This is a genomic window from Blautia sp. TM10-2, assembly GCF_003480845.1.
In the GTDB taxonomy this organism is placed as follows: Bacteria; Bacillota; Clostridia; order Lachnospirales; family Lachnospiraceae; genus Fusicatenibacter; species Fusicatenibacter saccharivorans.
Genome location: NZ_QUJZ01000021.1, coordinates 803 through 20,000 on the forward strand (window position 1 = coordinate 803; position 19,198 = coordinate 20,000).

General features: G+C 49.4%; 17 protein-coding genes. 10 read left to right on the forward strand and 7 right to left on the reverse strand.

The genetic code is table 11. The features are described 5' to 3' along the window. Nucleotides 1–272 precede the first annotated feature (272 nt). A complete protein-coding gene (locus DXD92_RS17405; RefSeq protein WP_118641147.1) occupies nt 273–983 on the forward strand; it encodes a hypothetical protein in 711 nt (236 codons plus the stop codon). Between the two features lie 488 nt (nt 984–1,471). Here the strand turns inward: DXD92_RS17405 and DXD92_RS17410 are convergent, their stop codons facing one another. Beyond that, nucleotides 1,472–2,257: a type III pantothenate kinase gene (locus DXD92_RS17410; RefSeq protein WP_022461121.1), complete on the reverse strand. Its 786-nt coding sequence runs from the start codon at nt 2,255–2,257 to the stop codon at nt 1,472–1,474. Nucleotides 2,258–2,423: 166 nt separating this feature from the next. On the opposite strand from DXD92_RS17410, the gene coaBC reads away from it, so the two are divergent. The 3 genes from coaBC (at nt 2,424) to DXD92_RS17425 (ending at nt 6,683) form a co-directional block, all read left to right on the forward strand. Then, nucleotides 2,424–3,620, forward strand: a complete 1,197-nt coding sequence (gene coaBC / locus DXD92_RS17415) for a bifunctional phosphopantothenoylcysteine decarboxylase/phosphopantothenate--cysteine ligase CoaBC (protein WP_117813435.1) — start codon at nt 2,424–2,426, stop codon at nt 3,618–3,620. A 203-nt stretch (nt 3,621–3,823) separates the two neighbouring features. Further along, on the forward strand, nt 3,824–4,594 hold the full coding sequence (locus DXD92_RS17420) for a TatD family hydrolase (protein WP_022461123.1): 771 nt from the start codon (nt 3,824–3,826) through the stop codon (nt 4,592–4,594). A gap of 85 nt (nt 4,595–4,679) precedes the next feature. Continuing rightward, complete coding sequence (locus DXD92_RS17425; RefSeq protein WP_022461124.1) at nt 4,680–6,683, forward strand: NlpC/P60 family protein; 2,004 nt, start codon at nt 4,680–4,682, stop codon at nt 6,681–6,683. Here DXD92_RS17425 and DXD92_RS17430 read toward each other — a convergent pair. Then, nucleotides 6,665–7,513, reverse strand: coding sequence for an LD-carboxypeptidase (locus DXD92_RS17430; RefSeq protein ID WP_022461125.1), 849 nt, complete (start codon nt 7,511–7,513; stop codon nt 6,665–6,667). The genes DXD92_RS17425 and DXD92_RS17430 overlap by 19 nt on opposite strands. A gap of 132 nt (nt 7,514–7,645) precedes the next feature. Next, complete coding sequence (locus DXD92_RS17435) at nt 7,646–8,680, reverse strand: threonine aldolase family protein (RefSeq protein ID WP_055225768.1); 1,035 nt, start codon at nt 8,678–8,680, stop codon at nt 7,646–7,648. A 93-nt stretch (nt 8,681–8,773) separates the two neighbouring features. On the opposite strand from DXD92_RS17435, the gene DXD92_RS17440 reads away from it, so the two are divergent. The 5 genes from DXD92_RS17440 (at nt 8,774) to DXD92_RS17460 (ending at nt 14,261) form a co-directional block, all read left to right on the forward strand. After that, on the forward strand, nt 8,774–8,977 hold the full coding sequence (locus DXD92_RS17440; RefSeq protein WP_243104942.1) for a hypothetical protein: 204 nt from the start codon (nt 8,774–8,776) through the stop codon (nt 8,975–8,977). Between the two features lie 551 nt (nt 8,978–9,528). Further along, nucleotides 9,529–10,110 carry a TetR/AcrR family transcriptional regulator gene (locus DXD92_RS17445; protein WP_022461597.1) on the forward strand — a complete coding sequence of 194 codons (582 nt, stop codon included), beginning with the start codon at nt 9,529–9,531 and terminating at the stop codon, nt 10,108–10,110. Between the two features lie 25 nt (nt 10,111–10,135). Continuing rightward, nucleotides 10,136–11,497: an alpha-amylase family glycosyl hydrolase gene (locus DXD92_RS17450; protein ID WP_118601732.1), complete on the forward strand. Its 1,362-nt coding sequence runs from the start codon at nt 10,136–10,138 to the stop codon at nt 11,495–11,497. 14 nt (nt 11,498–11,511) lie between these two features. Beyond that, the gene (gene glgB / locus DXD92_RS17455; protein ID WP_082424829.1) at nt 11,512–13,482 is read left to right on the forward strand and encodes a 1,4-alpha-glucan branching protein GlgB; all 1,971 of its coding nucleotides are present in this window, start codon (nt 11,512–11,514) and stop codon (nt 13,480–13,482) included. A 113-nt stretch (nt 13,483–13,595) separates the two neighbouring features. After that, nucleotides 13,596–14,261 carry an MBL fold metallo-hydrolase gene (locus tag DXD92_RS17460; protein ID WP_055225761.1) on the forward strand — a complete coding sequence of 222 codons (666 nt, stop codon included), beginning with the start codon at nt 13,596–13,598 and terminating at the stop codon, nt 14,259–14,261. 22 nt (nt 14,262–14,283) lie between these two features. On the opposite strand, the gene DXD92_RS17465 is transcribed toward DXD92_RS17460, so the two are convergent. Continuing rightward, nucleotides 14,284–14,745, reverse strand: a complete 462-nt coding sequence (locus DXD92_RS17465) for a hypothetical protein (protein WP_022461593.1) — start codon at nt 14,743–14,745, stop codon at nt 14,284–14,286. A 215-nt stretch (nt 14,746–14,960) separates the two neighbouring features. Here DXD92_RS17465 and DXD92_RS17470 point away from each other — a divergent pair, with 215 nt between their 5' ends. Continuing rightward, nucleotides 14,961–15,464 (forward strand): GNAT family N-acetyltransferase, encoded by a 504-nt coding sequence (locus tag DXD92_RS17470; RefSeq protein WP_117761329.1) that lies wholly within the window; start codon nt 14,961–14,963, stop codon nt 15,462–15,464. 143 nt (nt 15,465–15,607) lie between these two features. Here DXD92_RS17470 and DXD92_RS17475 read toward each other — a convergent pair whose 3' ends face one another. From DXD92_RS17475 to nhaC, 3 genes are all read right to left on the reverse strand, one after another. After that, on the reverse strand, nt 15,608–16,447 hold the full coding sequence (locus tag DXD92_RS17475; RefSeq protein ID WP_118641149.1) for a TraX family protein: 840 nt from the start codon (nt 16,445–16,447) through the stop codon (nt 15,608–15,610). Between the two features lie 294 nt (nt 16,448–16,741). After that, nucleotides 16,742–17,617: an MBL fold metallo-hydrolase gene (locus DXD92_RS17480; RefSeq protein ID WP_022462625.1), complete on the reverse strand. Its 876-nt coding sequence runs from the start codon at nt 17,615–17,617 to the stop codon at nt 16,742–16,744. Between the two features lie 73 nt (nt 17,618–17,690). Beyond that, nucleotides 17,691–19,106: a Na+/H+ antiporter NhaC gene (gene nhaC / locus DXD92_RS17485; RefSeq protein ID WP_022462624.1), complete on the reverse strand. Its 1,416-nt coding sequence runs from the start codon at nt 19,104–19,106 to the stop codon at nt 17,691–17,693. Nucleotides 19,107–19,198: the final 92 nt, after the last annotated feature.

Here is a 19,198-nt window from a genome sequence, read left to right on the forward strand (position 1 = left end):
AAGATCTAAGAAACAGGCGTATCCGCCGATATTTTGTCTGCCGCCTAAAGCGGCCGGAAGCACGTGACTTTAGTCATGTGAGGTTCACTAGCGGTAGAGAATTTCTATAAGGGATGTTGTTGCTTTTTCTTTGATTTAAATCGAATGCATAAGAAAAATGTAAGAAAATTTTCACCAAACGTCATAGATTTTCAGAAGAATATATGGTAGTATAGGGCTAACAAAAAAAGTATGTGAAAAAAAATAACAAAGCGGAAAGGAGATGCAGGTGTATGAATAAAAAATTAGCAGGTATTTTTGCAATGTGTGCTCTGTTGCTGACTGGATGTCAGGGAGCGAAAGAGAGCAGCAAGGAAATTACGCCGCCGGATACCGGATGGGGAAAAACAGTGGATGAAGTGCTTGCCGACTGGAATTTAGATCGGGATCAGGTGGAAATTTTCTCTGAGACCGAAAGTGCAGCCGCGATCGCAGTAGATACAGAAGCCACTGTTTTCGGCGAGCAAACTTCCAGAGTCATGTTTCAGTTTATCAACCTCGATCAGACCGGAGCGACGGGAAAACCGGTATTGTGCGAAGTAGACATCACCTACCCGGATGATGCCGATATGGATACCGTGAAAAAAGAGATGGAAAAATCCTACGGAAGTTCCAAAGACTCCATTACCCGCTATGAGCTGTACCAGTCGCTGGGCGACGATCAGCTCCCGGAATATACTTACAAAAAAGCAGATCAGCTTGCCGTCTGGTCCGGCGAGAGCCTGAAAGATGCGATTCCTTCCGATAAGAGCACCGAATACGAAACTGCCTGGGAAGCATACCAGCCTGGCCTTACTGCCGACAACTGGGAGAGCTACACTGAACAGACAAGCATGGCAACCGCCGTATGCGCATACGGCGCAGAAGCATTTCCAATGTTTGAAAAAAACGGTGTCAGCCTCGAAGCTTATCCGGGACTGGTATATGAGCAGGTGAAAAAGTAATATGAAATGTAACTATTCAGAGCCATGCGAAATGGAAGAAAATCGTGAATCATGCTTGCATGAATGAACGGTTTTCTGGAATTTCATATGGCGAGAAGCAACATCGAGATGCAGCGCAAGCGGAATCGAGATGGGGTTCTGAATAGTTACTATGAAATAAGAAAGTCATAAACTCCCGGCAGTGCCGGGAGTTTTTCCGTGCATAGGGAGAAGGAAAAGAGTGTGTCCCGGAAAAATTTATGATATACTGAAAAGAGAAAATTCAACTTTTGGAAGGTTCCCGGAATGTCTGTTTTGGAAGAGAGGTGATTCGCCCGTGTATTTTAAACCTGAAAGAGGAGAATCAGGAAAAACTGAAAAGCGGAGAGGCAACACAAAGAAGGGTTACGATTCCATAGAAAAATAGAGAAAAGCGTGCCTGGAGAACAGACACGCTTTTTAACGTCATGCAGAATGAAAAAGTCTGATGAATATTTGGAAGTACGATTTTAATTTGCACAATTCCGCTCACACAGGAACGCCAGCCCTTTCAGCAGAAGGTTCGGGTCATAGATATGAGGATGTAAAACGAGCGGTTCGACGAAGCGTGCCGCGCCGCCGGTGAGGATGAGGGTGGCGGGGGAGCCGAGTTCGGCTTCGATGCGCTGGACCATTCCGTCGAGCATCGCGGCCATGCCGACGATGGTGCCGGAGAGAATGCATTCTTCGGTGTTTCTGCCAATGATGCGTTTCGGGATCTGGAGGTCGAGCCGCGGGAGCTGGGCGGTCCGCTCGGAGAGGGCGCCAAGTCCCATATCGAGTCCCGGTGCGATGGCGCCGCCGCAGAAGACGCTGTTTTCCCGGATGACATTGAAGGTCGTCGCTGTTCCAAGATCCACGGTGATGACCGGCAGCGGATAATGTGCGGCGGCCCAGGCTGCATCAACGAGGCGGTCGCGGCCTACTTTTTCCGGTTCCGGGATGGAAAATGTCATGCCGAGATCACTTTCGGATGTGACGAGCAGCGGTTCTGTGCCGAACAGATTACGGACACATTCCTGCAGAAGCGTCAGAACCGACGGAACAACGCTGGAAATGATGACGCCCCGAAAGTCGGACGGGGAAAGATTCTTGTCTTCAAAAAGCTGCTCGATCGCAGATTCATACTGGCTGGCAGACCAGGTGTGGTTGATGTCAATCCGGGCTGTGAATTCGAGGGAATACGCTTGCTGCGGTGCGATCCGGACGCCGCCGAGCGTAACGGTTGTGTTCCCGATATCAATGGCTAAAATCATAAAAATACCTCGCGATTATTTTAAAAGTAGAGTTCTTTTGTCCTTTTATTATAAAGCCTTTTTGCATCAATGGCAAACAGGATTGGTTGTAATCTGTTTTTCTGTCTGCTATACTTAAAACTATCATAGGAAAAAAGCTGCTTCGAGGCAGCAGAACGGAGTTACAATGGAAAATCTTGACGGAAAATGTGTTGTACTTGGTGTGACAGGCGGAATTGCCGCCTATAAAATGGCAAATGTGGCGAGCGGTCTTCGGAAAGCCGGAGCAGACGTGCATGTCATCATGACCGAAAACGCGACGCAGTTCATCACCCCGCTGACGTTCGAGACGCTGACCAACAACCGCTGCGTGGTCGATACGTTTGCGCGTGATTTTAAATATGAGGTGACGCATATTTCGCTGGCAAAAGCGGCGGATCTGATTATGATTGCCCCGGCTACCGCCAATGTGATTGCAAAAATGGCACACGGCATTGCAGATGATATGCTGACAACGGTGGTGCTCGCAGCGAAGTGCAAAAAGCTGGTCTCTCCGGCGATGAATACGGCGATGCTGGAAAATCCGATTACGCAGGATAATCTGGCGACGCTGAAAAAATACGGTTTCGGCATCATCGAGCCGACCGTGGGAATGCTGGCGTGCAAGGACGTCGGAAAAGGAAAACTGCCGGACCCGGAGGTGCTGCTCGATTATATCGCGATGGAGCTTGCCCGCGAAAAGACGCTCGCTGGTGTGCGTGTCACCGTGACTGCAGGCCCGACGCAGGAATCCCTCGATCCGGTGCGGTATCTGACGAACCACAGCAGCGGCCGCATGGGATACGCGATAGCGCGGGAGGCGATGCTCCGCGGCGCGCAGGTGACGCTGATTTCCGGCCCGGTTTCATTAGCCCCGGTTCCAGGCGTTGCGATGCGACCGGTGACGACGGCGAAGGACATGCTGGAGGCGGTGCGGGAGACATTGCCGGAGACGGATATTCTGATTAAGGCGGCCGCGGTTGCTGATTACCGGCCTGTGACGGTGGCGGATCAGAAAATCAAAAAGAAGGACGGTGACATGAGCATTCCGCTGGAGCGCACCGACGATATTCTGGGATGGGTGGAAAAGAACCGTCATCCGGGGTTGTTTGTATGCGGCTTCTCGATGGAAACCGAGAACATGGTGGAAAACTCGCGTGCAAAGCTGGAGAAGAAGCATCTGGACATGATCGCGGCAAACAATTTGAAGACAGAGGGTGCCGGCTTCGGTGTGGCGACGAATGTGGTGACGCTGATCACGAAGGACGGCATCAAGGAGCTTCCGCTCATGGGAAAAGACGAAGTGGCGGGCTGCCTGTTGGATGAGATTGCGGCGCGGCGGTGATCATGTTGAAGAGTGACTTTTTTTCGTTTCCTGGTTGACGCGGGAAAAATGAATGCGTTATAATAAGCACAGGCGCAGCGGCGCACTTTACTTTTACGAAAACAACGAACGATAGGATGGATAAACGTGGAAACGGAAACAGGGGAAGGCTATGCAGAGCTTTCTTCCGTTTCTGTTTCGTTTTTTTAAGGAGAAATTCGGATATGATATTTGAAACACATGCACATTATGACGATGAGAAATTTGATGAAGACCGCGCAGAGCTGCTTTCCTCGATGCAGGAAAACGGAATCGGGCGTATCATCAATGTCTCGGCAAATCTGGAATCACTGGAAAATACAAGAAAACTGATGGAAGCGTATCCGTTCATCTACGGCGCGTTCGGCCTTCACCCGGATGAGGTGGGCGATCTGAACGAGGACGTGATGGCGCGGATGCGGGAACTCTGCCGCATGGAAAAGGCGGTCGCGGTCGGTGAGATTGGCCTTGACTATTACTGGGACAAGGAGAATCACGAGAAGCAGGAATACTGGTTCCGCCGTCAGATTGCGCTTGCTCGGGAAGAAAAACTTCCGATGATTATTCACAGCAGGGAGGCGGCGGCCGATACGCTCCGCGTCATGAAAGAGGAAAAATCGGAGGAGATCGGCGGCGTCATTCATTGTTTTTCCTACTCTGTGGAGATGGCAGAGGAATACCTGAAAATGGGATTTTATCTTGGCATTGGCGGCGTGGTGACGTTCAAAAATGCGAAGAAGATCAAAGAAGTGGTTCAGATGGCTCCGATGGAGCGCATTCTGCTGGAAACAGACAGTCCGTATCTGGCACCGGTTCCGTACCGGGGAAAACGAAATTCATCTCTGTATCTGCCGTACGTTGTGCAGGAGATCGCAGAACTCAAGGGAATTTCGGAAGAAGAAGTCATTGAGACGACAGAAAAAAATGCGGTCAGACTGTTTCGAGCAGAGGAATAGGAAGCGATACCAGAGGTGTTTCTTCTGTTTTATTTGTTCGGATCAATTCCGTCTGGCCGGACAAATTGAATAGGAGAAAGCGAAAATGGTTGATAAAACAATGATGGGCGACAAATGCGCCGAGCTGGTGCGCGCCGCGATGATCGGTGCGCTCGCAGTGACACTGGGAAACCCGACAGCCGTTTATGCAGCAGAAGAGGAAACGGCCGATCCGGGACAGATTGGAATTGAGATTGCAGGGGAAGCAGCCGTTGGGGCTGCTTCTTTTTGCGTGGAGGAAGATGCGGCGGAGGAGGCACCTGCGGAAGCGGAAGAGGTGACAGAACCGGAAGGTACGCAGAATGATGAGATGGAAGAGGAAAGTGGATCCGAGGGAAAAGAAGATGAGACAGTCCCGGAGGAACCGGAACCGCAGGAGCCTGACGGCAGAGAGAATGCAGGAATGACGGAACCGGGAAAAACGGGCGAGACAGAGCCAGAGGGGCCGGAAAATGCAGAACCGGGAGAGGCAGGCGAGACAGAGCCAGAGGAGCCGGAAAATCCAGAACCGGGAGATCAGGGAGACATGCCGGAAACACCGGGAAACAGTGAAATGGATGGATCGTGGCCGGGCGAAGGGGAAGATATTTCCAACGATCCATGGCCGGGGCAGGAAGAAATCGGCGGCGGAGATGGGGAGCAGATGGAACCGCCGGAGGAAGAAAACGGATCTGCAGGAAGTGATGATGCAACTGGTGGGGACAAGACGGCAGAAGTCTCTTCGGATTCTGACTTATCACAGTCTGCGGAACCGCCAGCCGCCGAGGCTGAACCCGTCTTTTCGGCAGAGCAGGAAGCTGAGCGCACGCGGGAAAGCTACAGTGAGTGGCAGGCGGCAGAAGCTGAAAAAGTCACGATTTCCCGTATGCCGTGGCTGTTTCATACGGTTGAAAAAACATATGCTATCGCCGATGTGAATTCCTGGCTTCACGTCCGCGAAGGAAAAGGCACAAATCAGAAAATCGTCGGAATCCTGCCGAAGGGAAGCCTCTGTTATATTTTAGCGGATGCGGATTCTGACTGGGTTTATGTGGAATCCGGCGATGTCCGTGGATTTGTCTGCGCGCGGTATCTCCTGCGCGGAGAAGAGGCTGAAAAAGAGGTAAACCGTTGGCAGGAGGAAAGTTTTCCCATGGCGGAAATGTGGGTGAAGCCATGGAATAATAAGGCGTACACCTATACATATGCAACGACGAGAACACTTCTTTCTTCTGACGAAGCGCGCGGCGAGGTCCTGCAGTACGCGAAAAAATTCCTGGGAAATCCGTACGTCTGGGGCGGGACGAGTCTTACAAACGGCTGCGACTGTTCCGGCTTTGCCCAGCAGATTTTTGCTAATTTCGGGTATACCCTTCCGAGAACCTCACGCCAGCAGGCGAAAGCTGGAACACGCATTCCGGTGCAGGAGGCAAAGCCTGGTGATCTGCTGTTTTACCAGCGGGAGAGCGGGTTTATTTACCATGTCATGATTTATCTCGGTGATGGAAAAGTAATCCACGCTGGAAGCGAGGCGACGGGGATTCTGATTTCAGATTTTAACTATGAGAAATCGACAGAATTTGCTGTGCGGGTGATTTCGAAGGAAATGCGTGAGAGCAAAATAGAAACGGGAGATGTGGATAATGGGAGAAAAGAAGGAAACTCTGTGGATAACCAGACAACAGAAAACGGGAATGGTGGAAAACAGAAGGCGGGAGCAGAAAATGTGCAGAATACAAGTGCAGAAAACAGTACCGCAGGTGATCGGTTGGAAAGCGCTTCGGGAAAATATCTCGGCAATTTTAAACTGACCGCTTACTGCAACTGCGCCGTCTGCTGTGGCCGCTGGGCGGGCGGCCCGACCGCATCCGGAAAAATGCCGGTGCAGGGCCGGACCATTGCAACCGGCGTTCTGCCGTTTGGAACGAAGCTGAATATCGGCGGAAAAATTTATACGGTCGAGGACCGCGGCACGCCGTACGGCCACATTGATATCTATATGGAACGCCATGCAGACGCAGAGGAGTTCGGCGTGCGCTACGCGGATGTATATCAGTCAGAAGAAATCTGATAAAATTTGCCGATCACGGCGGCATGTGCATCCGTGCCGTGGCCGATATACGGAGTCCTTGCAATCGGGAGATCCGGTCCGGCCGCCTGGCGGACAAGCTGCGGCATATCCGGCGTCAGCTGGTCGCGTTCCATCTGGGAAAATGTTCCGAGGAGAATACCATTGATCTGTTCAAAGGCATGCATCATTTTCAGCTGGGACAGAAACGTAACCATCTGCGGAACGCCGCCGCCCATGGCTTCGAGGAGCAGGATTTTTCCGCGGAAATCCGGCTGAAAATCCGTTCCGGCGAGCTTCAGAAAACAGCGGATATTTCCGCCGATCATCACACCTTCCATGTGATCGCCCTGCAGAAATGTGCAAGGGAGGTCGAAGAGGCTGGGAGACTGCCCGGAAAAAGCGTTTTGGAACAGAGTGATCTGTTCGGCGCTGTGGTCGTACAGCAGATTTCGAACCTGATACAGCATCGACTCATTTCCAGTCGCAGTCGTGACAGCATTGACAATCGTCGTGAGATCACTGTATCCCCAGAAGCGCTTGCCGGAGGCGGCGATGACAGAAAAATCCAGATACGGCAGAATTTCATTCGCCATATCGCCGCCGGAAACATCAAAAATATCCGTGATTTCTGGGTCACAGTAAAGGTTCATCAACGCATCCGCCCGCTCCGCGCCCGTGCCGGAAAAGCTGGAACCGTTGTCGTAGAGGCAGGGGCTTAAAACAGGATCGAAGCCCAGCTCCCGCAGAATCTGACAGAGACGCGCCAGATCGGCGGAAAAGGAAGGATGCATGGGGTTGGAGCAGGCGGTAATACCAATTTTATGAGACATAAAGATTCCTTTCTCGGAGTAAAACAAGGCAAAATCTGCATTTTCGTGGCACACCGGTACAGCTTTTTCTTTGAATTTGCAAAGCAGATTTAGAGATCGCCGGTGTTTGCAGAATGCCGTTTTGGACAAAAATTATAAAGCTTTGAGGTCATCAATCAGTGTCTGCACTTCCTCTTCCGTCGTTGCCCAGCTGGTGCAGAACCGCGCAATATTTCCGCCGTCCGCGGATTTCCCCATTGGCTCGAAAATATAGCGTTTTTCCAGAGTTTCCTTCTGCGCATCGGTGAGAATCACAAACTGCTGATTCGTAAAACTCTCCACCCAGAATGGAATCCCCTGCGCCGCAAATGCTTTGCGGAGTTTCATGGCAAGTTCATCGGCGCGGCGTGTCGCAGTAAAATAAAGATCATGCCCCAGCAGGCAGTGGAACTGCAGTCCGAGCAGCCATCCCTTTGCGAGGACAGCGCCGTTCTGTTTCATGTAGGCTTTGAACCGCTTTTTCAGCGAGTCAGCTGTAAGCACAACGGCCTCACCAAACAGCGCACCGCATTTCGTTCCGCCGAAATAGAAAACATCTGTGAGAGCAGCGAGATCCTCGAGAGAAACATCATTCTTCTCTGATCCAAGCCCGTATCCAAGCCGTGCCCCGTCCACAAACAGATACATATCATACTTCCGGCAGACCTCGTGAATCTTCGTCAGCTCCTGCAGCGAATACAGCGTTCCCTGCTCAGTCGGAAATGAAAGATATACCATCTTCGGCTCCGTCAGATACTCCGGCTCACCGCCTTCATAATAAGCCGCCGCGCACGCCGCAATCTGTTCCGCCGAAATTTTACCATCCGTATTCGGCAGCTCCAGAATCTTATGCCCGGTATTTTCAATCGAAGCCGCCTCATGGCAGTTAATATGTCCGGTATCCGCCGCAATCACACTCTGCACCGGCGAAAGCGCTGCCGCCGTCACAATAAAATTCGCCTGCGTCGCCCCCGGAAAAAAATGAACCGCCGCATCCGCACAATGAATCTTCTCCCGAATCAGCTCCGCAGCCTTCTCACACCATTCATCCTCCCCATATCCACCATAACTGTTCCCATTAATAGCCCCCAGCGCCTCCAGAATCTCCGGGTGCGCACCGTGATTGTAGTCATTATTAAATCGTATCATCAGTTTATGTTCTCCTTAATTTGAATTTGAAAAATGCTGTTTCCATTATACGGCATCTGAAGGAAAACAGCAATTGGAGAACAAAAAGAGAAAATGCAAAAAAATGCAGAAGGAGGATTATCTGCATCGTACAATATTGGAGCAAGATATTTTATCCGTGAAATTTTAAAACCCTTACCGGCAACGGAAAGGTCTTTGCTGGAGGCAAAAGTTCCTGCAGTAAAGCGTAGAACCTCATGTGTTTATGCGGATTTGAGAGACTTAATTTCAGAAATGGAACTGCGAAAAGCAGCATAAACACAGGCAGATATACCGTGGACTACCTGTTATGTGGAGACCTGCCGTATCCGGCATGGAAGAAGCGCGTATCCGCGCAAGATCTAAGAAACAGGCGTATCCGCCGATATTTTGTCTGCCGCCTAAAGCGGTCTGAAGCACGTGACTTTAGTCATGTGAGGTTCAGTTCGTATAAAAACAGTATCGGAAAATAAGAAAAGAACCGACAGAGAAATCTGAGAACTAAACTAAAGATTTCCCCGCCGGTTCTTTTTCTATGCATCTATTTTCATCCATTATATATTTCGCATTGACTTTTTATATACCGATTGGTATAATGATAACAGAAACACACATAAGAAACCTGCAAAATCCAACAAAATTCGTCAAAATTGCCAAAAACTCACGCAATTCGACCATCACACACAAAAGCAGACTTCTTAAATACAAAATCAACAAAAGCATTTTAAACCAAAACAAATGCCAACTCACACGTAACAAACAACCACCCAAACACACCGCGGCCAGGCGAACTCCAGAGAGCGTCCCTTCCGCAACAAAGAGGATTCAAAATGGACAATCGTCAGCTAATCATGAACTCAGCTCTGACCCTCTTCTACGAAAGCGGGTACGACGCCGTCGGTGTTCAGCAGATCGTAGACTCCGCCGGAGTATCCAAACCAACCCTGTACTATTACTTCGGCAGCAAACAAGGCCTCCTTGAAGCCCTGCTAAACGAGCACTTTCAGCCCATGGAACAAAAACTCATCGAAGCCTCCGAAACCGGGAAAAACATCCCCGAAAAACTGTACCGCATCGCGCGTGCCTTCTTCAACGGAGCCTCCGAAGACCCGAAATTCCATATGCTGATGATGGCACTGTTCTATTCCGGAAGAAAAAGCGAAGGCTTCCGCACCGTATACCCAATGATTGACCGGTTCTATCACCTGTGCGTCGACGTCTTCGACAACGCCAGCGCCGAACTCGGCAACATGAACGGCCGTCAGGAACAATTCGCCGTAGGCTTCTCCGGAATCCTGATGCACTACCTGATGATGACAGCAGGAGATCAATCCGATCTTTCCAACCTCGTCGTCCGGGACGAAGAAGTCTACCGTCTGGTACACCAGTTCATGTATGGAATTTACTCATAACCCAAAAACAAGGAGGACAAACAAAATGGCACCATGGTATGAAGAGGCAGAATTTTATCACATCTATCCGATCGGACTGACCGGTGCGCCGAGGAAAAATGAATCGGAAGAAACCGTACACCGCTTTTCCACACTGGAACAGTGGCTTCCGCACATCGCAGATCTCGGTTGTACCGCAATCTATATCGGCCCCTTGTTTGAATCAACCACACATGGATACGACACAAAAGATTACAAACAGGTAGACCGCCGCTTAGGCGACAACGCGGACTTTGCCGCATACGTAAAAAAAGCCCACGAACTCGGCATCAAAGTCGTCGTAGACGGTGTCTTCAACCACACCGGCCGCGAATTCTTTGCCTTCCGCGACATTCAGGAAAAAAGAGAACAGTCCCCGTACTGCGGATGGTACAAAGGAATCTGGTTCGGCGGAAATACCTGCTATAACGACGGATTCTCCTACGAAGCATGGAGAAACTGCTTCGAACTCGTCAACCTGAATCTCCAGAACCAGCAGGTCCGCGACTATCTCCTTGATGTCATCGACTTCTGGATCGACGAATTCGACATCGACGGCATCCGTCTCGACTGCGCCGACTGCCTGGATTTCGGCTTCATGGAGCAGATGCGCGCACGCACATCCGCCAAAAAACAGGATTTCTGGCTGATGGGCGAAGTCATCCACGGCGACTATGCGCGCTACATCGGAGACGGCCAGCATCTGCTGCACAGTGTCACAAACTACGAGCTTCACAAAGGACTTTATTCGGGACATAACGATCATAACTACTTCGAAATTGCACATACGATCCGCCGCGAATTTGACGAAAACGGCGGCATTTACAAAGGAAAGAAACTGTACAGCTTCGTTGACAATCACGACGTAGACCGTCTGGCCAGCAAGCTGAACGTAAAAGAAAACATGATTCCAATTTATGCGCTGCTGTACTTCCTGCCGGGCATCCCGTCCATCTATTACGGATCGGAATTCGGCATCGAGGGAAGAAAAGAAGGCGGAAACGACGATCCGCTGCGTCCGGCGCTGAATCTGGAAGAACTGGAGAAAAATCCGCCGGCAGAAAAACTTCCGGCATGGATCAAAACATTATCAGACGTCAGAAAAAAACATCCTGCAGCACGAACGGGAAGATACCGCGAACTCATGCTGACCAACCGCCAGTATGCCTTTGCACGCCTGGATGAGACAGACGCTCTGATCACAGCAGTAAATAATGATGAAAACCAGAGTGCGGGAGTCTGGATTCCTGCATCTTGCGACGGAACATGGAAAAACGCGGTAACCGGAGAAGCCATTTCTCCGGAAAATGGAAAACTTTTTGTTGAAGTACCTCCGTGCGGCTGTGTTCTGATTGAAAAAGAAGCATAAAGGGGATTTTTTCTATGAAGGAAACTGCGAAAACAACGGCAAAAACAACAGCAAAAACCAGAAAAGCGCCAAAAAAACCGGCGGGCTATCAGCCAAGATTTTCTGAACTGGATCAGTACTTATTTGGACAGGCAACCCATTACGATATTTTCCGGAAAATGGGTGCGCACCTGGACAAAAAAGACGGCAAAGTAGGAGCCTGGTTCACCGTATGGGCTCCGCATGCGGCGGAAGTATCTGTCATCGGCGAATTCAACGGCTGGGATGCCCATGCCAATGTGATGCGGAAAGTCGGCGAGGACGGCGTTTATGAAGTGTTCATTCCGGGCGTGACCGAGGGAATGATGTATAAATATTACATCCGCACACCGGACGGAAGAGAACTGTACAAAGCAGATCCATACGCATTTGCATCCGAAAAACGGCCGGGTACCGCGTCAAAAGTAGCGGAAATCGAAGGCTACCGCTGGGGTGACAGCGAATGGCTGACGAACCGCAAAAAATTTGACGTTCAGAAATCCGCGCTCTCCATCTACGAAGTGCACCCGGGCTCCTGGATGAAACATCCGTGGTCCGAATCCAACCCGGACGGATTTTACAATTACGTTCAGTTCGCACATTCGCTTGCCGATTACGTAAAAAAAATGGGCTATACCCACGTAGAGCTGATGGGAATTGCAGAGCATCCGTTTGACGGTTCCTGGGGCTATCAGGTAACGGGCTATTACGCACCGACCTCCCGCTACGGAACACCGAAAGAGTTTAAATATCTTGTTGATTATCTGCATAAAAATAAAATCGGTGTTATTCTGGACTGGGTACCGGCACACTTCCCGAAAGATGCGCACGGCCTTGCTGATTTTGATGGCCAGCCGCTGTATGAGTACGCCGACCCGAGAAAGGGCGAGCACCCGGAGTGGGGAACGAAGATCTTTGATTACGGCAAAAATGAAGTGAAAAACTTTATGCTGGCAAATGCGCTTTACTGGGTAGAAGAGTACCACGTAGACGGTCTCCGTGTCGATGCTGTTGCTTCGATGCTGTATCTCGACTACGGAAAAGAGCCGGGCCAGTGGGTGCCGAACAAGAACGGCGGAAATGAAAATCTTGAAGCCGTCGAGTTCTTCAAACACCTGAATACCCTGGTGCGCGGACGAAACAAAGGTGTCATCATGATTGCCGAGGAGTCCACAACGTGGCCGAAGGTAACGGGAAGCGTAGAGGACGGCGGCCTGCATTTCTCCTACAAATGGAACATGGGATGGATGCATGACTTCCTCGATTACATGAAGCTCGATCCATACTTCCGCAAATACAACCATAACAAGATGACCTTCGGCATGACCTATGCATTTTCCGAGAACTACATTCTGGTGCTCTCGCACGATGAGGTTGTCCACTTGAAATGCTCGATGATCAACAAAATGCCGGGCGATCTGGAGGAAAAATTCCAGAACCTGATGGTAGGCTATGCTTTCATGTTCGGGCACCCGGGCAAAAAACTTCTGTTCATGGGACAGGATTTCGGACAGCTCCGCGAGTGGAGCGAGGAACGCGAGATCGACTGGTTCCTGCTGGCAGATGAGGGGCATCAGCATCTGCAGACCTTCTTCAGTGACCTGCTGAAAATGTACCGCAAGTACCCGGCACTCTACGCGAACGACTGCGGCTACGAAGGCTTCCAGTGGATCAATGCCAACGACGGCGACCGCAGCATTTACAGCTTCGTCCGCTGGTCACCGACAGGAAAAAACAACCTGTTGTTCGTCTGCAATTTCACACCGGTCGAGCGTCCGGATTATATGTGTGGCGTACCGCGCAAAAAACAGTACCGCCTGATACTCGACAGCTCCGATATGAAATACGGCGGCCCGACCGAAAAACGCCAGGTAGCCTACCGTGCCAAAGAGGGAGAATGCGATGGCCAGCCATATCGGATTGCATATGCACTTCCGGCGTATGGTGTGGCGGTGTTCAGCTTCTAAAATAAGATAGCTACTAATTTTCATTAATATCATGACCGGCAGAGAACGAAAGAGATTTCTTAAATCTGTCGGTCATTGTGTTTTGTGTTCGAAGGAAAAGAGGTGTTGATTTGATGAAAGAAGAAAGAAAAGAGCCGATACAGATTCCGCACATCCAGACAATCAACGATCACATTTCCTATCTTACACCGACAGAACATCCACTTTCGGCAAATGTTGTGATCATCGAGGGTGATGCATTTTTCTGGGTATATGACGTGGGAAATCATCCTGCGGTTTCAGAAATTCTGCAGAAAAAGTCAGAACAGACAGGAAAAGAAATTCGGGTGATTTTATCCCATTTTCATCCCGACCATATCGGGAATCTGTCGGAGATTTCGTGCGAAGCGGTTTACCAGGGGAAAAATACGTTTCGTTATACAAAAACAGGAACTGTGATAGAAGAAGATACGTGGTTTCAGGACGGTGACGTGTGGTTACATTTATTTCCGATTCCATCGAGTCATGCCAAAGGATCGCTTGCATTGGAAGTGGATGAGACGTGGTGCTTTCTCGGGGATGCGGCATATGCGACGCAGAAAAACGGACAGACCGTTTATAATGCCGAGCGCCTGCTGGCAGAAATCCGAGTTCTGAAAAACGTGCGTGCGCCGCATTTTTTCCTAAGTCACAGCGAACCGTTTCAGCAGAACAAAGAGGATGTGCTGGAATGGATGGAAGCGATTTATGAGAAACGGAAACGAGATGAATCATATATAAAAACACCCCAGCGCTTATGACAGGGAGTCCTTCGAGGCTGAATCAGTTATGCCACTTCGGCAATTCACTTTCTTTCACCGAAACTGATTCAAGATCCATATTCGACCAATATGAGCCGATATCTGAACTTGTGAAGTATTCAAAATTGCCCGTGGAAGATTTCAGCTTTCCGTTCTTGACTCCATTGCAGACATAAACCAGTTCGTAGTTTGTCCCATCCGAAAGGTTAAATCGAAAACTGGTCACATCTGCGCCTGTGATTTCCTCGACTTGTTTGTCTGTCAATGATAAGTTTTCAAACATATGATACAAGTCTGTTATATCAGTTTTTGCAACGACTATTTTCTTTTCTGCTGATACCGGTGCTCCCGCATAGTGGTACATTTCGATATTTTCAACATCTCCAACTTCAAAAGGAAAGTCGATATGGACCGTTTCTTTGCTACAGCCGACCAGTACCATCATTAAAATCAGAAAGGATATCAAATTTGTCGCTTTTTTCATATCATTGCACTCCTCGTCATGTTTTTGACAGGTCAAGAGTTCAAAAATCCTCTTGCAAGCGAGCTTGCATTAGCTTTTTGAGCCTGGTATCATGATGATTTGAGTATATCATAGTTTAACCGAATCAAGCAAGTCACCTGCTTCCATTGCGCGAAGCAATAAGCAGGGGGTTGGGACTTACTTGATTCGGTTAAACAAACAAGGGAGATGAAAAAATGAATGAAATTATAGCTTTACAGAAATATGAAAACGAAGCACAACTTGCAAAAGAGCTGATTCGAGGCTTTTGGCTGGCTCATGGTGATTATGTTATAACCGACGAAGAGGCCGCGGAGAATCTTGCTGCCTGGACAGACAAAGGGCATGTGTTTTATTTTATCTTAAAAGAAGAGATCCCCATTGGATTTGTGCATCTCGGAAGCCGCGGGGCGGAAGTTGACTGGATCGAAGATCTTTTCGTACTTCCGGAATACCAGGGAAACGGATACGGAAGTCATGCGATTGCGCTGGTTGAAGCCGAGATAAAAAAGTATTCTGAATCTGTCTATCTTGAGGTAGCTGCACGAAATTTTGGAGCGATGAAACTCTATCATAGATTGGGATATCATTGCCTGAACACTGTGACGTTACGCAAAGATTTTCAACCGGAGAATTTTGAAGTGATTCGCAGCGAAGAGCTTTTGGGGTATCCGTTGGAAGTTAAGAAGTATATTAAGTAGAATCTCACGCCGATTTGCGCAGCAAATCCAGACCTCCCCACCGCCCGGCTCAATGTCAGCCCGGAAGTGCGTCTGTGTCGTCTGGGACTGTGCCCCAGGGCACAGTCCCAGGCGGCGCAGGTGCACTTCCGGGTGTCCGTTTTTTAAACAACCGCAACCCCCGCCATCCCCAGTACCGCCGCAATCGCAAACAGCACCAGCAGATGCACCGGATAAAACGCATAAAACGGATACTTCAGATTCAATCCTCGTTTTCCGTTATAAAAATGCACCGGGATCATAGCCAGAAAACAGGTGATTTCATTCAGACTCAACAGCGTAAGCACCGCACACCCGATTCCGATACAGTACATTTTATTCTTTCTCATATTATACATCAGCACAATCGTCAGAATTCCCATTGCACTGTAATCTGTCTTCAACAGCGTGGCCACTGCACAGGCTGCCACAATCACCAGCAGCTTGCCAACCGAAACCTTCCAGTTCGCCCTCTGCCATGCACCGGCATCTTTTTGCGCTTTTGAATCGATTTTCTGCAGAAAAATCATCATCACAAGGCCGATAAATAAAGTGAAAAAGACATTCTGATAATCCAGATAAAACGGTTTTCCCGCAAATGCCAGATCGAACGGGATCTCCGAAACCAGTGCAAAAATCCCAAGATTCAGCGCATACTTTTTCACATCATGCGTATGCATGAACCCTTCAATCAACAGAAAACAGAAAATCGGAAAACTGATCCTTCCGATTGCGCGCATAATCATATCCGCATAATAAATCACAGCTGTGTTTCCGGTAGAGAGAAATGATGCGCCTCCGTCCGAAGCGTTCACCGCATCCAGAAGACCACGGGAAATCAGGATTCGGTCGAAAAGTACAGCTGCAGTGTGGTCGATCAGCATACAGACCATCGCAATGATTTTCAAGGTACTGCCGGGAATTTTACCGGCGCTTTTTACGGGTTTCGCAGTAGTAGCTGCCATATAAAACATCCTTTCTGGAACGCAAACGAAAGGCAGACTGTGCAAGCCGTCTGCGGATCAGGTTCCTGTAACGACAAACAGCAGAAAATCCTGCTGTTTTGCCAGAGTTGTAATACTATGATTATACGTTCTGAGGAGGTTAATGTCAAAGAAAAAACAGTTCTGAAATAACGCAGAGTATGGTAGAATCTGCCAGTCGGGTAAATGAAAATAGAAAGCGTCTCCGGGCTCATCCCAAAACGAACGGGGCAGCGTACCAATTCGTAAACCAGAATTGGTACGCTGCCCCGTATTTTAAAATACATCCAGGTCTTTTCCGTTCACGACATATCCGTCATACCCTGCATCCCGGATTTCATCCAGAATCGCGGCATCGCGCCATGCCATCTCGGCGGCAAGGTTTTTGTGGTTATCCTGTACATTCATATGGTAAATCCGGTGATACGTAACGAGCAGTTTCGGATTTGCCTTTTTTGCAACACCGGCAAGATCCGTGCTTAACGTATGCACTTCCCGGTGGTATTTCTGCCATTTTGGTTCGCGGCAGGAGATTCCGGCGGCGTATTCCACTTCGTGCAGCAGGATATCACAGCCTTTCGATTTTTCTGCCACGAGATCCAGCGGAGCGGTATCGCCGGTGATGACGATTGTGCGGTCCGGTGTGGTGAATTTATAGCCGTAGCATTCCAGTGTTCCGTGGCTGACCGGAAAAGCCTCCACCGTAACCAGGTCATCCCGGTAGATAATGCCGGATTCAATTTCTGTTACCTCAACGCGGTAGCCGGATTCGTTTGCTTTTTCGAAACCGTGAATTCGGAAATCAATGTCGGTTTCATAGGCCTGTAAAATATGATCGGTCATGTGCTGTAAGCCCTTTGGCCCGAAAACTTTCAATGGAACCGGGCGCTCCAGCACCCACGGAGTAAAAATCAGATCCGGGTACCCTGCGGTATGGTCTGTGTGAAGGTGCGTACAGAAGGCAACGGTCAGAAGATCCGGCCGCAGGGCATCCACGCCGTTAAAATAGGCGGCTGAGGCCTGGCGGACAACGCCAGGGCCAAAATCTACCAGATAAGCACGGTCACCGACCACGACAGCGGAGGAAGGTCCGTTGGCATTCGGACACGCATTTGGTGTGCCGGTTCCGAGAAGAACAAGTTTTGTCTGCATTCTTTCTCTTTTCCTTTTCTTTTTTTGTTTCTGTTTCTGTTTATGATTTTCTGTTACGATTTCTGCTTTTGCCTTATTTCTCTTCTTTTGATTCGTTGTTTTTGGTTTCCGGAAGATGCTTAATGGAAATTCCGGTAAATCCATAGAAAATACTGAAAACCGGGGTCAGGTAAAGCAGGAATAAGTACGGGAAAAATGCCGACCATGCAACACCAAGTGTGCCGGCCATGTATACGCCGTAGCCATGCCATGGAATCATAGGACCAGCCATAGTTCCGGAGTCTTCGAGGCAGCGGGAAAGAATTTCCGGTGCAACCTTGCGCTCTTGAAAGACAGGTGCCATCAGACGGCCGGTCAGAACGTGTGCCATCGGCTGGGAGCAGCTGATGAGGCTGGTCACGTAACCGACAATCATCGTTGCCAGGATCATACTTCCATCGCTGTTGATTCTCTTTACAATCGCCTGAAGAATGTGATCCAGTACACCGAGTTTTTCCAGCATGCCGCCCATGCCGACAGCAAAGCAGATAATGGCTACGTACTGGAGCATGCTTCCCATGCCGCCGCGGTTTAAGATGGATTGTAATACCGGTTCTTCGATTGTGGTTGTGTAACCGTTGTAAGCTGTGCGGATGATGCCCTGCAGAGTATCGTGCTGCACAAAATAGGAAACAAATCCGGCAGCGAAGCTGGAAAGACCAAGTGCAGAGATCGCATTTACTTTGCAGAGGAGCAATACAATAATCAGGATGGCAGGGATCATGGTAATCCATCCGAGCTGGAATTCACCGTTTAAAGCATCGATGTAAACGGTAATGCTTCCCTCGGTATAGCTTCCGCTGGTCTGCTGGAAACCGAGAATAGTAAAAAGAATTAAGGTTATCACATATGTTGGAAGGGTGGTCCAGAGCATCGAGCGGATATGATCGCCAAGTTTGGCATCTGCAACGGCCGGAGCAAGGTTTGTGGTATCGGAAAGAGGACTTAATTTGTCACCGAACATGGCACCGCAGATGACAGCACCGGCTACCATGCCAGGATGGATACCCATGGCGTTTCCGATCGCCATCATGGCAACACCTGCGCTTCCGGCGGAACCATAGGAAGTACCGGTTACAATACTCAAAATGGAGCAGAACAGCAGCGTCAGAGGCAGCAGCCAGGACGGGTTAATCATTTTTAAGCCCCAGGAAATGATGGTGGCAATGGTGCCACTCTGCAGCCAGGTGCCGATCATGACACCGATGGCCATCAGAAGGCAGAGCGTCGGGACGACCATACGGATGGCATCGTATGCGCCGGCAACAATGTTGGCGTAAGAAATACCGAAAATCTTACAAAACAGATAGATAAAAATCCAGCTTGCAAACAGGCCGATCATAGGACCGCCGGTTTTCAGGCGGATACAGACTGCGACGGATACGATGATCAGCAGCAGCAAAAGCAGTGACTGTGGCAGATTGAGTTTTTTTTCTTTCGTTCCGCTCATAAAAAAATCCCCCATTCATAGGTAAAATGATTTGCCCGTTCAACGCGTTAAAGTAGAAAAGACATGTAATATATTATAATGGTGAAATGCAG